Source organism: Micromonospora profundi (assembly GCF_011927785.1).
Lineage (GTDB): Bacteria > Actinomycetota > Actinomycetes > Mycobacteriales > Micromonosporaceae > Micromonospora > Micromonospora profundi.
In genome coordinates, this window is the sequence record NZ_JAATJK010000001.1 from 2,112,664 (window position 1) to 2,127,329 (window position 14,666).

Here is a 14,666-nt window from a genome sequence, read left to right on the forward strand (position 1 = left end):
GCGTGTCCCACGGGCGGCGGTGGGCCGCGCCACGAGCCCTCAGCGCGCCTCTGGGCCGCGTGTCCCACGGGCGGCGGTGGGCCGCGCCACGAGCCCTCAGCGCGCCTCTGGGCCGCGTGTCCCACGGGCGGCGGTGGGCCGCGCCACGAGCCCTCAGCGCGCCTCTGGGCCGCGTGTCCCACGGGCGGCGGTGGGCCGCGCCACGAGCCCTCAGCGCGCCTCTGGGCCGCGTGTCCCACGGGCGGCGGCGAGCTCGCCGCGGGGCGTCCGCGCGGCCGCCACGCCCGGTGGCAACCCCTCGAACGCCGGGCGTGCCGCCCGTGCGGCGATTCGGGTCGGTGGGGTGCGCAACGCGATGACGGGCCGGATAGGGTCGTGGGTATGACCCACCAGGTGCACGCCTTCGAACCGCCGGAGCGGTTCGTCGCCGGGACTGTCGGGCCGCCGGGGGAGCGCACGTTCTTCCTACAGGCCCGAGGCGGCGGCAGGCTGGTCAGCGTCGCGCTGGAAAAGGTCCAGGTGTCCCTGCTCGCCGAAAAGCTGGAGGAACTGCTCACCGAGGCGCAGCGTCGCTTCGGGGTGGACCTGCCCGAGCTGGCGCCGGTGGTCGGCGACAACGAGCCACTGGACACGCCTGTCGACGAGGAGTTCCGGGTCGGGACGCTCGGGCTGGCCTTCGACGTGGACACCGCGACGGTGGTGATCGAGGCGATCGCCGCTGGAGAGGTGGAGCCCGAGGTCGAGCTGGGCGACGATGACGACGACTCCGACGACGACGATGACGACGACGAGCCGGACGAGGACCTGGATCGGCTCCGGGTCCGGCTCACCCCGCAGGCCACCCGCCAGTTCATCGAGCGGGCCCGGCGCGTGGTGAACGCGGGCCGGCCGCCGTGCCCGCTGTGCGGCCAACCGTTGGATCCCGCCGGGCACCTGTGCCCGCGGCACAACGGTTACCACCGGTGACCTCGTCCGGTTTGCAGCCTCGCCAGGACGGCGACGCCGCGCTGCGCCTGTTGCGCGACGGCACGCTCGACCTGGAGGGGCGGCTCGTCGACGCGTCGAACACGACACTGCGCGGCATCCTGACACTCGACGGCGCGACGGCCCGCTGCGTCTACAAGCCGGTCCGTGGCGAGCGTCCGCTGTGGGACTTTCCCGACGGCACGCTGGCCGGCCGGGAGGTGTCCGCGTACCTGGTCTCCCAGGCCACCGGCTGGGATCTGGTGCCGCCGACGGTGCTGCGCGACGGCCCGTTCGGCCCGGGTTCCTGCCAGCTCTGGATCGACGAGCCGGAGGACGCCGAACCGCTCGTCGGCTTCGTGCCCGCCGAGGCGTTGCCACCGCGGTGGTTTCCGATCGCGGCGGCCCGCGACGACGACGGCGCGGCGTACGCCCTCGCCCACGCCGACGACCCGCGACTGGCCCGCCTCGCCGTCCTCGACGCGGTGATCAACAATGCGGACCGCAAGGGCGGTCACGTGCTTGTCGGCGCGGACGACCGGATCTACGGCGTCGACCACGGGGTGAGCTTCCATGTCGAGTCGAAGCTGCGCACTGTGCTGTGGGGGTGGGCCGGCCGGCAGCTGCCGCCGGACGCGGTGGAGATGCTGGGCGCGCTTGCCGGGCAGGTCGCCGGGCCGCTGGGCGCGGAGCTGGCCGACCACCTGACCATCAGCGAGGTCGCGGAGCTGGCCGCCCGCATCGACCGACTGCGGGACACCGGCCGCTTCCCGCAGCCACCCGAGGACTGGCCGGCGGTGCCCTGGCCGCCCATGTGAGCCGCTGTCATTTTGATCACCGGTGGGGGCGACTCGGGCGGGCCCGAGGGCTGGCTAGGCTGAGGCCCATGGAGTCTTGGGCGGGACACGAGGTGCCACGGCTGCCGGGCAGGGGCGAGCCGCTGGCGTTGTACGACTCGGCGCGGCAGGGTATCCACCCGAGCGAGCCGGTTGGCGCGGGAAGCATGTACGTCTGCGGCATCACGCCGTACGACGCCACACACCTCGGCCACGCCGCCACCATGATCACGTTCGATCTGGTGCAGCGGATGTGGCGCGACGCCGGCCGTGCGGTGCACTACGTGCAGAACGTCACCGACATCGACGATCCGCTGCTGGAGCGGGCCGAGCGCGACGGCGAGGACTGGGTGGTCCTCGCCATGCGCGAGACGGCGCTGTTCCGGGAGGACATGGAGGCGCTGCGGATCATCCCGCCGGAGCACTACGTGGGCGCTGTCGAGTCGATCCCGGACATCGCCGACAAGGTCGAGGTGCTCGTCAAGGACGGTGCCGCGTACCGGCTCGACGACGGCACCGGCGACATCTACTTCGACATCTCCGCCACCGGCCGGTTCGGCTACGAGTCGAACCTGACCCGTGAGCAGATGCTGGAGATCTTCCCCGAGAACGGCGGCGACCCGGACCGGGCCGGCAAGCGCGACCCGCTCGACCCGCTGCTGTGGCGCGGCGCACGCGAGGGCGAGCCGTCCTGGCCCGGCGGCGAGCTGGGGCCGGGCCGCCCGGGCTGGCACATCGAGTGTGCCGTCATCGCGTTGAACCTGCTCGGCGACCGGATCGACGTGCAGGGCGGCGGCAACGACCTGCTGTTCCCGCACCACGAGGCGTCCGCCGCGCACGCCGAGCGGCTCACCGGCCAGGCGCCGTTCGCCCAGCACTACGTGCACGCCGGCATGATCGGCCTGGACGGCGAGAAGATGTCGAAGTCCCGCGGCAACCTGGTCTTAGTGTCGCGGCTGCGCGCCGACAAGGTCGACCCGATGGCGATCCGCCTGGCGCTGATCTCCGGGCACTACCGCAGCAACCGCACCTGGACCGACGACGTGCTCACCGTCGCCCAGGAGCGCCTGGCCCGCTGGCGGCAGGCCGCCGCAGCGCCCGCCGGGCCGTCCGGGGCCGAGCTCCTTGCCGGGGTACGCCAGCGCCTCGCCGACGACCTCGACACCCCCGGGGCGCTGGCGGTAGCCGACCGCTGGGCCGACGCGACGCTGGCCGGAGCGACAGAAGATCCGGAAGCGCCCGCCCTCTTCGCCAAGACAATGGACGCCCTACTAGGCATCCGCCTCTGACCCGTAGGCCCGGCGGCGTAGGTTGCGCTTGACGGCGGCGTGCGCGCGCCGATTCACGCGGCGGCACGGGCGGGCACAGCCGTCGCCACGATTCCGGCCTGAAGATGCCGTCGGTCACGCCCGAAGGCTCTCAAAAGCCCAAGCGCTGCCCTCAGACGCCGACTAGACCGGCCATCCGAGCGTTGATCGACTCGCGTTCCTTGAAACTGCGGCATCCACCGCAGCCGGACACCCCGATTACAAGGAGCCCGAGTCGATCAAGGGGGCGCCCGCGCTGTGCCGCGCCGCGCTGTTTCTTGTTGCGCCCCTCAGAAGCCGATCTTGCCCTCTGGTCGCCGATATGGCCTGATCTGTCCCGACCGTGAAGACAGAAGGCACAAGATCGCGGGGAAGTGGGCCGCCAGGGCTCGGAACTCCCGCCGATCATGGACTTGTGGTGCCCCGCGAAAGGTGCACAACGGCCCATACCGGCCACCACAACTCCATGATCGACGCGGGAGCGGGAGCGGGAGCGGGAAGCGGGAAGCGGGAAGCGGGGCACGGCGAGCGGGGCACGGGAAGCGGGAAGCAGCGCGCGGGGCACGGGGCACGGGGCACGGGGGGCAGCGAGCGGGCGCGGGGCGCGGGGCGCGGGGCGTGCCAAAGCGGGGTCGTTGCGGGCGCGGCGGGGTGCTGGTTTTGGGCGGCTGGAGTGGGCGAAGTCAGCCCAGGACCAGGCCGGGGTCGGGCTCCGGGTCTGGGGTTGGGGCGGGGATCTTGTACTCCTCGGTGAGGGTGGTCATGGGGCCGGGCCAGGTGGCCTGGGCTACCTCGATCGGCTTGCGGTGGCCGTCGTACGCCACGTGCAGCAGGTGCAGCACCGGGGTGTCGGGCCGGATCTGCAGCGTCTCGGCCTCCTCGCGGCTGGGCTGCCGGGCGCTGATCGTGTCGGTGGCCGAGACGTAGCGGCGCCCGGTTGCCTCTTCGGCCTCCTGGTAGAGGGGGCGCCCGAACGCCTCGGCGCGCTCCAGCGAGGTCCCGGCGGTGTCTCTGGGCAGGAACCAGGAGGCGCCCACCTCGACGGGGGAGTCGTCGGTGCGGACGAGGTGGCGGCGGCAGAGCAGGTCGGTGCCGTCGGGGACCCCGAACGCGTCGGCTACCTCGGCGGGGGCGGGGGCGCGACCGACCGAGATGAGTTGCTGACGGTACCGGGCGGCGAGGTCGGTGTGGTATCCGCGAAAGCCGCCGTACCGGCCTCGGGAGAGCCGGTTGAGTCGACGTCGGGTGCCGCGGACGTACGTACCGGAGCCGGGTTTGGTGATCAGGATGCCCTCGACCCGCAGCTGGTCGACGGCGCGCTGCACGGTCTGCTTGGCGACGCCGAACATCTCGGCGATGGCCGGGATGGACGGCAGTCGTTCGCCGGGACCCCAGTCACCGCGGCGCACCTGGGCCTTGAGCTGCGCGGCGATCTGGCGGTGCGGGAACTCGGCTGCCCCGGGATTGATCTGCATCGCCGCCTCCTCAACCATAGCTAGGTTCCTAGGATGCCTTAGAGGGTGTGACGGCGCCACCCCGGACACGCACAACGATCTGACTGCGCACACGAACCGGAGAACAACAAAAGCGGGCCCCGGACAACGAAGTCCGAGGCCCGCGTCGAACGGGGGAGAGGCAGCTACCAGGAGCCGGCGGTGGGGCCGGCCGAGCCGCCCCGGCGCCGTAGGTACTTCTCGAACTCCTGAGCGATCTCGTCACCGGTCAGCGGGGTGATGCCCTCGTCGCCGACCCGTTCCTCCAGCTCGCGGACGTACTCGCCGAGTTCGGCGTCCTGCTCGGCGGCGCTGCGTACCCGCTGCTCCCACTCGGCGGACTCTTCGGCCAGGTCGGCCATCGGCACCGGCAGGTCGACGACCTCCTCGACGCGGTGCAGCAGGGCGAGGGTGGCCTTGGGGCAGGGCGGGTTGTTGGCGTAGTGCGGCACGTGCACCCAGAACGAGACGGCGTCGACCTCGGCGCGGGTGCAGGCGTCGTGCAGCACCCCGACGATGCCGGTGGGCCCGTCGTAGCGGGTGGGGGTGAGCTGGTAGCGCTCGGCGGCCTGCGCGTCGGAGGCGCTGCCGCTGATCGGCAGCGGCCGGGTGTACGGCACGTCGGCCAGCAGGGCGCCCAGCAGCACCACCCGTTCCACTTCAAGGCTGTGGCAGATCTCCAGCACCTGCTCGCAGAACGTCCGCCACCGCATGCTCGGCTCGATGCCTCGGATCAGCACCACGTCACGGTCGGTGCCCTCGGGGCTGGCCACCATGAATCGGGTCGTCGGCCACTCCACCCGGCGGGTCTCCCCGTCGGCCATGGTGATGGTGGGCCGGCTGACCTGGAAGTCGTAGAAGTCCTCCGGGTCCAGTTCGGCGAGCTGCCGCGCGTTCCAGACCTGTTCCAGGTGTTCGACGGCCGCGGTGGACGCGTCGGCGGCGTCGTTCCAGCCCTCGAATGCGGCAATCGCCACCGGGGACCGCAGCACCGGCAGTCCGTCGAACTCGGTCACGCCGTCACCTCACCCTGCTCGTCGCGGCCGACACCGGGACCGCGCCCGATGGTCGGGCCGTGGTGCACGGCGGCGTCCCTGTTGTCCTTCACGTCCGTCAGCCTACGTGCCGGGCAGGGATGCGGCCCATCGGCCGCGCCGGTCCGGCCTCGGCAGGGGCCAGTCATACGGTGGCGAACCGGACAGCGTGATTCGGCTGACACAATATGGGATCGCACTCTGAGGGCAGCCGGGTAGGGCGGGGTCCGCATTAACCTGAACGGGTGCGGACTTCGTTGATGGATGTACTGGCCGATCGGATCCTCATCGCCGACGGGGCGATGGGCACGATGCTGCAGGCCGCTGACCTCACGCTCGACGACTTCGACGGGCTGGAGGGCTGCAACGAGATCCTCAACGTGACCCGACCGGACGTGGTGCGGGGGGTGCACGACGCCTACCTGGCCGCCGGCGCGGACTGCGTGGAGACCAACACGTTCGGCGCCAACCTGGCCAATCTGGCCGAGTACGACATCCCACACCGCATCCGGGAGCTGTCCGAGGCGGGAGCCCGGATCGCCCGGGAGGCCGCCGACGCGGCGAGCACCGCGGAGCGGCCCCGGTTCGTGCTGGGCTCGATCGGGCCGGGCACCAAGCTGCCCACCCTCGGGCACGCCGGGTACGCCACGCTGCGCGACGCGTACCAGGAGAATGCCGCCGGGCTGATCCTCGGCGGCTCCGACGCGCTGATCATCGAGACGTGTCAGGACCTGCTCCAGGTCAAGGCCGCGGTGGTCGGGTCGAAGCGGGCAATGGCCGAGCTGGGCCGGTCGGTGCCGATCATCTGTCACGTGGCCGTGGAGACGACCGGCACGATGCTTGTGGGCAGCGAGATCGGCGCGGCCCTGGCGGCGATCGAGCCGCTCGGCGTTGACCTGATCGGGCTCAACTGCTCGACGGGCCCGGCCGAGATGAGCGAGCATCTGCGCTACCTGTCGCAGCACTCCCGCATCCCGCTGTCGGTGATGCCGAACGCCGGCCTGCCGGTGCTGACCGCCGACGGCGCGTACTTCCCGCTGACTCCTGTGGAGATGGCCGACGCCCTGGAGCGGTTCGTCACCGAGTACGGCGTGGGGTTCGTCGGCGGCTGCTGCGGCACCACCCCGGAGCACATCCGGGTGCTGTCCGAGCGGTTGCACGGTGTCACCGCCCCGGCGCGCGAGCCGCAGCACGAGGCGGGTGTCTCGTCGGTCTACCACCCGGTGCCGTTCGCGCAGGACGCCTCGGTGCTGATGGTGGGGGAGCGGACCAACGCCAACGGTTCCAAGGCGTTCCGGGAGGCGATGCTGGCCGCCGACTGGCGGGCCTGCGTGGAGATCGCCCGCAGTCAGGCGCGGGACGGCTCGCACCTGCTCGACCTGTGCGTGGACTACGTCGGCCGCGACGGCACCGAGGACATGCGGGAGTTGGCAGGCCGTTTCGCCACCGCGTCCACGTTGCCGATCATGCTGGACTCCACCGAGCCCGCCGTTGTCGAGGCCGGTTTGGAGATGCTCGGTGGCCGATGCGTGGTCAACTCGGTGAACTTCGAGGACGGCGACGGCCCCGACTCCCGGTACGCGCGGGTGATGCCGATCGTGCGCGAGCACGGTGCCGCAGTGGTGGCGCTGCTCATCGACGAGGAGGGGCAGGCGCGTACCCAGGAGTGGAAGGTCCGGGTCGCGGCCCGGCTCATCGACGACCTGACCGGCCGGTGGGGCATGGACCGGTCGGACATCCTCATCGACGCGCTGACGTTCCCGATCGCCACCGGGCAGGAGGAGACCCGCCGCGACGGCATCGAGACGATCGAGGCGATCAGGGAGATCGCCCGCCGGTATCCGGGGGTCAACTTCACGCTGGGCATCTCGAACATCTCGTTCGGCCTCAACCCGGCGGCCCGGCAGGTGCTCAACTCGGTGTTCCTGCACGAGTGCGTGCAGGCCGGTCTGACCTCGGCGATCGTGCACGCCAGCAAGATCCTGCCGATGTCGAAGATCCCCGAGGAGCAGCGCGAGGTCGCCCTGGATCTGGTCTACGACAGGCGCCGCGAGGGGTACGACCCGGTGCAGCGGTTCCTTGAGCTGTTCGAGGGCGTCGACGTGACGAGCGCGCGGGCCAGCCGGGCGCAGGAGTTGGCGGCGCTGCCGCTTGACGAGCGGCTCAAGCGGCGGATCGTCGACGGCGAGCGCAACGGCCTTGAGGCCGACCTGGACGAGGCGATGGCCGGCGGCCGGGCCCCACTGTCGATCATCAACGACATCCTGCTGGACGGGATGAAGGTGGTCGGTGAGCTGTTCGGCTCGGGGCAGATGCAGCTGCCGTTCGTGCTCCAGTCGGCCGAGGTGATGAAGACCGCTGTGGCGTACCTGGAACCGCACATGGAGGCAACCGACGACGGCGGCAAGGGCCGCATCGTCCTCGCGACCGTGCGCGGCGACGTGCACGACATCGGCAAGAACCTGGTCGACATCATCCTGTCCAACAACGGCTACGAGGTGGTGAACATCGGCATCAAGCAGCCGATCAACGCCATCCTCGACGCCGCCGAGCAGCACCGCGCCGACGCGATCGGCATGTCAGGTCTGCTGGTCAAGAGCACTGTCATCATGAAGGAAAACCTCGCCGAAATGGCCACGCGCGGGGTCGCGGAGCGCTGGCCCGTCCTGCTCGGTGGGGCGGCGCTGACCCGCTCGTACGTCGAGGACGACCTGCGGTCGATGTACCCCGGGCAGGTGCACTACGCGCGGGACGCCTTCGAAGGCCTGTCCCTCATGGACCGGGTGATGACCGCCAAGCGGGGCGGCGCCCCCGTGATCGACCCGGAGCGGGAGGCGGCCCTGGCGACCCGGCGGGCACGCCGAGAGCGGCAGCGCTCGGTCGTCAGCGAGTCGCTGCCCGAGCTGCACGACTCGTCGGTCCGCTCCGACGTGGCCGCCGACGTGCCGGTGCCCACCCCGCCGTTTCTGGGCACCCGCGTCGTCAAGGGCGTGCCGATGTCGGACTACGCGGCTCTGCTCGACGAGCGGGCCACGTTCCTCGGGCAGTGGGGGCTGCGTGGCGCGCGGGGCGGCAGCGGCCCGTCCTATGAGGAGCTTGTGGAGACCGAGGGGCGCCCCCGGCTGCGCTACTGGCTGGACCGGCTGATCTCCGACCAGGTGCTGGAGGCGGCAGTCGTCTACGGCTACTTCCCGGCGTACTCCGAAGGCAACGACCTGGTCGTCCTGGACGAGAACGGGCACGCCGAGCGCGCCCGGTTCTCCTTCCCCCGGCAGCGCCAGGAACGCCGCCTGTGCCTGGCCGACTTCTTCAAGCCCAAGGGCGACCAGCTCGATGTGGTCGCGCTGCAACTGGTCACTGTCGGCCAGCCCGTCAGCGAGTACGCGGCGAAGCTGTTCGCCCGCAACGAGTACCGCGACTACCTGGAGGTACACGGGCTGTCCGTGCAGCTGACCGAGGCGCTCGCCGAGTACTGGCACCGGCGCATCCGTGCCGAGATGACCCTGCCCGACGGTCGCCCGCTCGGCCACGACGACCCGACGGACCTGGCCGGCCTGCTGCGCAACGACTACCGGGGCTGCCGGTACGCGTTCGGCTACCCGGCCTGCCCGGATCTGGAGGACCGGGCGAAGATCGTGGACCTGCTCGGGGCGGACCGGATCGGTGTGGAGTTGTCCGAGGAGTTCCAGTTGATGCCGGAGCAGGCCACCGACGCCATCGTGGTCCACCACCCGGAGGCCAGCTACTTCAACGCCAAGTAACGGGCACAGCGCTAAGTAGCTCCGGGCCCCGGCGCCGGCCGTGATCGGCCGGCGCCGGATGCCGGTTCAGCGTGTTCCGGTGCGGTGCAGTTGGACGGCGCCGGAGGTCAGATCGCGCGGGGCGATCCGGTCGACGTCGAACTCGGTGCTGCCGGGGCTGTGGTCGTAGACGACCGTCCCGGTGGCGGTTTCGAAGACGACCAGGCGGGCCCGGTCGGTGGGGATGCCCACGCAGTCGGTGCGGCCCGACGAACAGGCGTCCCAGCCGTAGATCACCCAGGTGTAGCCGGACCGGCCGTTGAGGGTTCCCGTACCACGGGAGGCGACCTTGCCGTCCTTGGTGAGCACGAGCCATTCCATGGAGCTGGGTTCGAGCCGGAAGCTCGTCCCGTCCGTCCACGCCTTGCCCTGGCCGACCGGGGTGGTGGCACTGCTGCTCTGGTACTGGGCGGTGTTGTGCAGCCATGTCTGGCCGGCCGCGTTCGGCTCGCTGACCAGGGCGCCGGCCGGGGTGGCGGTGGAGCCGTCGATGTTGGCGGTGCCGGCGTCGGGGTCGTAGACCACGATCATGCTGCCGGACGTGTCGGCGGCGGCGTCGTCGTCGCGGACGGTGACGTCGATGGTGTACATGCCGGCGTCGGTGAAGGTGTGCGTGGCCTGGCAGACGTTGTTGGTGGCAGTCACTGATTCTGTACGGCCGTCATCCCAGACAACGGTGCAGGTGTGGGTGTCGTTGGTGCCGGGATCGTTGAACGGGACCTTCAGCTCGAACGCCGTACGGGCCCGGTGTACTGGCCACTGGGTGGGGGCGACGGCCGCGGCGGCCGCGCGCAGCGGGCTCGGCGCGGGGGTCTCCCGCAGCGACGGAGCGACGTTGCTCAGCGTGACCGTCGCGCTGTCGCTGACCGCTCCGTTGACGCCGTCGTCGGCGGTGAGCGTGACGGTGAAGGTGCCGTCGTCGGTGCAGCTGATCGTCGTGACCGGCGTGCCGGCGTCCTCGAAGGCGCAGGTAGCGCCCGCGTCCACGTCGGAGCCGGCGGTGTACGACCACCGGGTGCTCGGGGCGCCGCCGTCGTCGCGGGCGGAGCCGTTCAAGCCGACCGGGCTGCCCTCGTTGCCGCGGCGGTCGGGACCGGCGCTGACCACCGGCGAGTCGTCAACGTCGGGGTTGTCGGGCGGGGGATTGCTGACGTTGCCGTCGCCGACCGGGATGAACAAGTTGTCGTAGTCCAGGAGCCTGTCGTTCTCCATCCAGATGCCGATGCGGCCGCCGGCCTCCTGGTTCTCGGCGCGGGCGACGAACCGGACGGAGTAGTTGTCCGGCAGCTGCACCGGCCGACCGCGCTCGAGGTCCTCGTCGTGGAACTCCGGTCCGGCCGAGCCCTCGTACGTGGCCGCGATCGGGTACTCGTCGCAGTCCCAGTTGGGAACGGTCGGGTCGTCCGGCGGTGGCGGCATCGAAGTGCGGGCGCAGGTGTTGGTGGAGACGGTCCGGTTGCGGTCCGCGCGGAACCGGTGCTCGGCGCTCTTGGCGCGCGGGATCCGGTGCAGCGGGTCGCTCGCGGTCGCCCCAGGCAGGACCTTGTTCGGGTTGGGCGGCCAACTGGCCGGCGGGTTCGCGCGGGCCTCCTCGATGTGCACGGCGGCGCCCTTGACAGCCGGGTCGGTCGTGCTGAGGAAGATGCCCGGGACGGCGCGGTCGAAGACCGATCCGAGCTGTCGGGCACGGGCGCTGCTCAGATACCACGCGCTGTCGAAGCGCATCCCACCTTCTTCGCTTTCCGTGTCGACGAACTGGAAGTACCAGCCCGGCAGGTCGAAGTCGTACTCGATGTGGAACACGCCCGTCGCGATCTGCTCGCCGTTCGCCGCGGCCGGCTCACGGGCATCGGACATCAGCTCGAAGAAGGCGTAGTTGTTGGCCCGCCAGCCCGGGATCGTCTTCTCGGTGTCGTCGTCCGGCCCCGGGAAGCACGCGTAGTCGTCGTCGACGTCGAAGACGGGGTCGCGATAGCCGCCGTCGCACTCGATGGCGGCTTTCATTTTCGCCGTCGGCGCCGAGAACACCCCCCGGGCCCACAGCACCTCGACCTCGAGAGTGAAGCTTGCCCACCGCAGTTTGCTCGGGTCGTTGATGTGGCCGCCCTGCTTGCCCTCGCCGCGCAGCATGTTCTGCGAGAGGTACTCCCCGCTCAACCGGCACGACGGCGGGAACAGCCCGCACTCGACCGCCCCGATGTACACCATGTGGCTCTGGCAGTAGGAATACCGGTTCTTGATCCAGCCCTGCTCGCGCTTGGCCTCGTCGCTGTGCTCCTCGCACTGCTCGCGCGTCGCGTAGTCGTACACGTCGTCCGGCAGCGACCCGCGCGGGAAACGCCCGGAGTCCACCACGTAGCTCTCGGGACCGGCGGCCGCGGCTCGCGGCCGCGCCCTGGTCGACTCCGAGGGCCCGTCGGCGGTCGCCGGCTTGACGCCGAGGTTATCGAGGTTCAGGTTCTTGCGGAACTCCTCGCTCACCCGCTCGGGATGCTCGATGAGATCAGGGTCGGAGATGACGTACGCAACGAGCTTGCGGGTCGTCTGGTCCGGGCTCGGCTCGGCGTGGGCCGGAGAACCCGGGATCAGGCCCACGAGCATCGACGCCAGGATTGTGACAGGCAGGAACCATCGTCGCATCAGCGCAACTCCCCCGTGGATAGGTGATGTGGGAGTAGTTCAGTCAACGATGCCGGTCGATGCAAGGATGAGTAAGTATGCGGACACTCACGGTCGGTGGGAGATCGCTACCCTCGTAGTCGACCGAGCGGGGAGGGGTCAGCATGGCGGCGCTGGTCGAGCACACCGAGCTGTACGTCGATGTCGACTATCGACTGTTCGCGATGATCGACGACAGCAACGACCGGCGCGACGTTCCGCCCTCACCGCACGAGCTCGATCAATGGGTCAGCTCGACGCCGGGCTACGTGCTCGTCGAGAACATCGACGACTCCGTGGTGCTGGGTAGCGACACCCGGCTGGAGACCTGGGACGGGCCGGCCGACTTCGATCCGGCCGACTGGGACCGCAGCCACGTGCTCGAGGTGGTCTTCGAGTCGGGCATCCTCGGATTCTCCAGCGGCACGGCCGGAGGCATCGCCGACGCCTACCGCCTTCCGCCGGGCCGCCAATGGAGCGTACGGCTGGCCTGGCGCACCGAGGCGCCACCCGCTCCGGACGAGCTGCCGACCGCGTCGGTCCTCATCCAGTTCAGCCCGGCCTGAGCCGCCGAGCCGACACTCCGGGCCGTGAACGGCCGTCGGACGTAGCTGGCCGTCAGGTAGCCGTAGGGTGCGGGACATGCCTGAGGAAGTTGTTCTTCGCCTCGATCGACCGACAGCCACGTCGCTCGCGGACCTGATCTACAACCTCGGTGAGCACCAGGCCGCCGGCATGCCTGTCGCGCAGTTGTCGAGTGACGACAGCGAAAGACTCGGGCGAGTGCTCCACGACCTCTGGCGGGCCTTGGGCGTCTCGCTTCCGTACGGCGATGTTCAGCTGGCGGGTTGATCGACGCATCGCTTGTCGGGGCGGCGGGCCCTTCAACGAGGCGATCCTGGGCGCAGTGGGTGGAGGAATGATCGTCGTGGGTTCCCGCCGTTGGAGGAAGCACCGGACGCCAAAGTCACTCGGCTGAACCAATGCCACGCCGCCTGATCGCGTACGACGCGCTTGTCATGCATTGATCATCGATATATGTTGTCGGCGTGAGCGAGATGCGAGAGCCGAGCTTCCTGGTCCTGACCGCACTGGCCGACCAGCCACGACACGGCTACGGGATCATTCAGGAGGTGGCGGTGCTGTCGGCGAACCGGGTGACGTTGCTCCCGGGGACGCTCTACACCGCGTTGGACCGTCTGGCTTCGCAGGGCCTTGTCGTACGAGACCGAGAAGAGATCGCCGATGGGCGTCTCCGCCGGTACTACCGGTTGACCTCGGACGGGCTGGCTGTGCTCGACGCGGAGACCGCCCGTCTGCGGTCACTCGCCACGGCGGCGGAGCGCAAACTGCGCATCGCCCGCCCGCGCCCGGCGTAAGTCGACGTCACCAAGGAGACTCCATGTCGCGCACACGGGGAAGGCTCGCGCGCCGCTATCGCAGGCTGCTGCTGGGCTATCCACGCCAGTTTCGACGGGCCCGCGGTGAGGAGATCGTTGCGACATTCCTCGATCTCGCCCCGCCGGGTCGGACCCGACCGACAATCCGCGAGACCGCCAACCTGTTCCGCCACGGAATGCGGTGCCGACTGGGGCGACCGAACAGCCGCAGCGTGGTGGTGTGGGCCGCCTTGACCGCGATCGTGTGGGGACTGTTCGGTGGTGCCTTCGCCAGCCGCCTCGGGTGGGAGACCGCCCGTCCGTTACCCAGCGCGGCCGAGGCGACGGAGCTGTTCAGTGGCGTACTGGGTCAGGACACGACTGGTCGCGTCGGAGTGGACCCGGCGTTGTTCGTCATCTACGGGCAGCCGCTCGGCTCCGACAACCTGCACGTCCTGTTCTCGCCCGACGCCGGTGAGTACCAGCAGGGTCGCGCCATGGTGGGCCTGAGCGGCCCGTCGCGGGTGGCCCCCCAGGCCCTTGTCGAGTCCAGCCGAGCGTGGCTACGCGACAACGGATGGCGTGTCTCGGACGTGATCACCCGCAACAGGGTGGAGTGCACCAGCTGCGACGAATCGAAGCTGCCCAGGAGCGCGGTCTTCGCCGCGTGGCGGGGGGACGACGTACTGAATCTCGACATATCGCTTGGCAGTTCCCTGTCGCCTCCGCCGAAGCCGGGGGTGACCGACCACAGTGACGAGACATACGTCTACGCCGAGTTGACGCGGGCGGCCCCGGGAGCGGTCAAGCCCTTCGGCGTCGCAGGCTTCCTGCTCGGGATGGTGGTGGCCTGGTTGATGTTCGGGTGGGCCAGCCGCCGCACCGAGAATCGCGGCCGGACGCTGCGCGTGCTCACCGCTGTTCTGTTCGGACTTGCCGCCGTCACGTGGTGGGCACCGATCCTCCTTGCTGGCCCGTCCACGCTGAGGCATCACACGGACGAGCCGCACCCGTCCTGGCACCCCATGTGGGAGTGGCTCGGGCAACCAGCTCTGGCGCCACTATTCGTGGTGGGGGCGGGCGCGGCGCTGCTCGCACTCACGGCGTCCGCGTTGCCCCGCCGCCACGTGCCGTCGACCGACGTCCGACCGGCAGGCTGAGCGGCGAACCGCCGCACGGTGGTGGGGACCTGTACA

11 protein-coding genes are annotated in these 14,666 nt (G+C 70.4%); 8 read left to right on the plus strand and 3 right to left on the minus strand.

Translation table 11 applies throughout. The annotated features are described in order from the left end of the window. Positions 1-381: 381 nt before the first annotated feature. From F4558_RS09220 to mshC, 3 genes are all read left to right on the plus strand, one after another. Complete coding sequence (locus F4558_RS09220) at positions 382-966, plus strand: Rv2134c family protein (RefSeq protein ID WP_053655837.1); 585 nt, start codon at positions 382-384, stop codon at positions 964-966. After that, a complete protein-coding gene (locus F4558_RS09225; protein ID WP_053655838.1) occupies positions 963-1,781 on the plus strand; it encodes an Rv2133c family protein in 819 nt (272 codons plus the stop codon). The genes F4558_RS09220 and F4558_RS09225 overlap by 4 nt, the downstream gene beginning before the upstream one ends. A gap of 68 nt (positions 1,782-1,849) precedes the next feature. Beyond that, on the plus strand, positions 1,850-3,088 hold the full coding sequence (gene mshC, locus F4558_RS09230) for a cysteine--1-D-myo-inosityl 2-amino-2-deoxy-alpha-D-glucopyranoside ligase (protein ID WP_053655840.1): 1,239 nt from the start codon (positions 1,850-1,852) through the stop codon (positions 3,086-3,088). A 701-nt stretch (positions 3,089-3,789) separates the two neighbouring features. On the opposite strand, the gene F4558_RS09235 is transcribed toward mshC, so the two are convergent. Next, a complete protein-coding gene (locus F4558_RS09235) occupies positions 3,790-4,581 on the minus strand; it encodes a GntR family transcriptional regulator (protein ID WP_053655862.1) in 792 nt (263 codons plus the stop codon). A gap of 164 nt (positions 4,582-4,745) precedes the next feature. Further along, on the minus strand, positions 4,746-5,615 hold the full coding sequence (locus F4558_RS09240; protein WP_053655841.1) for a PAC2 family protein: 870 nt from the start codon (positions 5,613-5,615) through the stop codon (positions 4,746-4,748). A gap of 278 nt (positions 5,616-5,893) precedes the next feature. On the opposite strand from F4558_RS09240, the gene metH reads away from it, so the two are divergent. Next, positions 5,894-9,394 (plus strand): methionine synthase, encoded by a 3,501-nt coding sequence (gene metH, locus F4558_RS09245; RefSeq protein WP_209274004.1) that lies wholly within the window; start codon positions 5,894-5,896, stop codon positions 9,392-9,394. Between the two features lie 66 nt (positions 9,395-9,460). On the opposite strand, the gene F4558_RS09250 is transcribed toward metH, so the two are convergent. After that, a complete protein-coding gene (locus F4558_RS09250; protein ID WP_167943795.1) occupies positions 9,461-12,073 on the minus strand; it encodes a PKD domain-containing protein in 2,613 nt (870 codons plus the stop codon). A gap of 143 nt (positions 12,074-12,216) precedes the next feature. Here F4558_RS09250 and F4558_RS09255 point away from each other — a divergent pair, with 143 nt between their 5' ends. The 4 genes from F4558_RS09255 to F4558_RS09270 all read left to right on the plus strand — a co-directional run bounded on the left by F4558_RS09255 (position 12,217) and on the right by F4558_RS09270 (position 14,630). Further along, on the plus strand, positions 12,217-12,657 hold the full coding sequence (locus F4558_RS09255; protein ID WP_053661396.1) for a hypothetical protein: 441 nt from the start codon (positions 12,217-12,219) through the stop codon (positions 12,655-12,657). Positions 12,658-12,733: 76 nt separating this feature from the next. Beyond that, positions 12,734-12,943, plus strand: coding sequence for a hypothetical protein (locus tag F4558_RS09260; RefSeq protein WP_167943796.1), 210 nt, complete (start codon positions 12,734-12,736; stop codon positions 12,941-12,943). A 206-nt stretch (positions 12,944-13,149) separates the two neighbouring features. Continuing rightward, complete coding sequence (locus tag F4558_RS09265; protein WP_053661454.1) at positions 13,150-13,470, plus strand: PadR family transcriptional regulator; 321 nt, start codon at positions 13,150-13,152, stop codon at positions 13,468-13,470. Between the two features lie 23 nt (positions 13,471-13,493). Beyond that, positions 13,494-14,630 carry a hypothetical protein gene (locus F4558_RS09270; RefSeq protein WP_167943797.1) on the plus strand — a complete coding sequence of 379 codons (1,137 nt, stop codon included), beginning with the start codon at positions 13,494-13,496 and terminating at the stop codon, positions 14,628-14,630. Positions 14,631-14,666 lie beyond the last annotated feature (36 nt).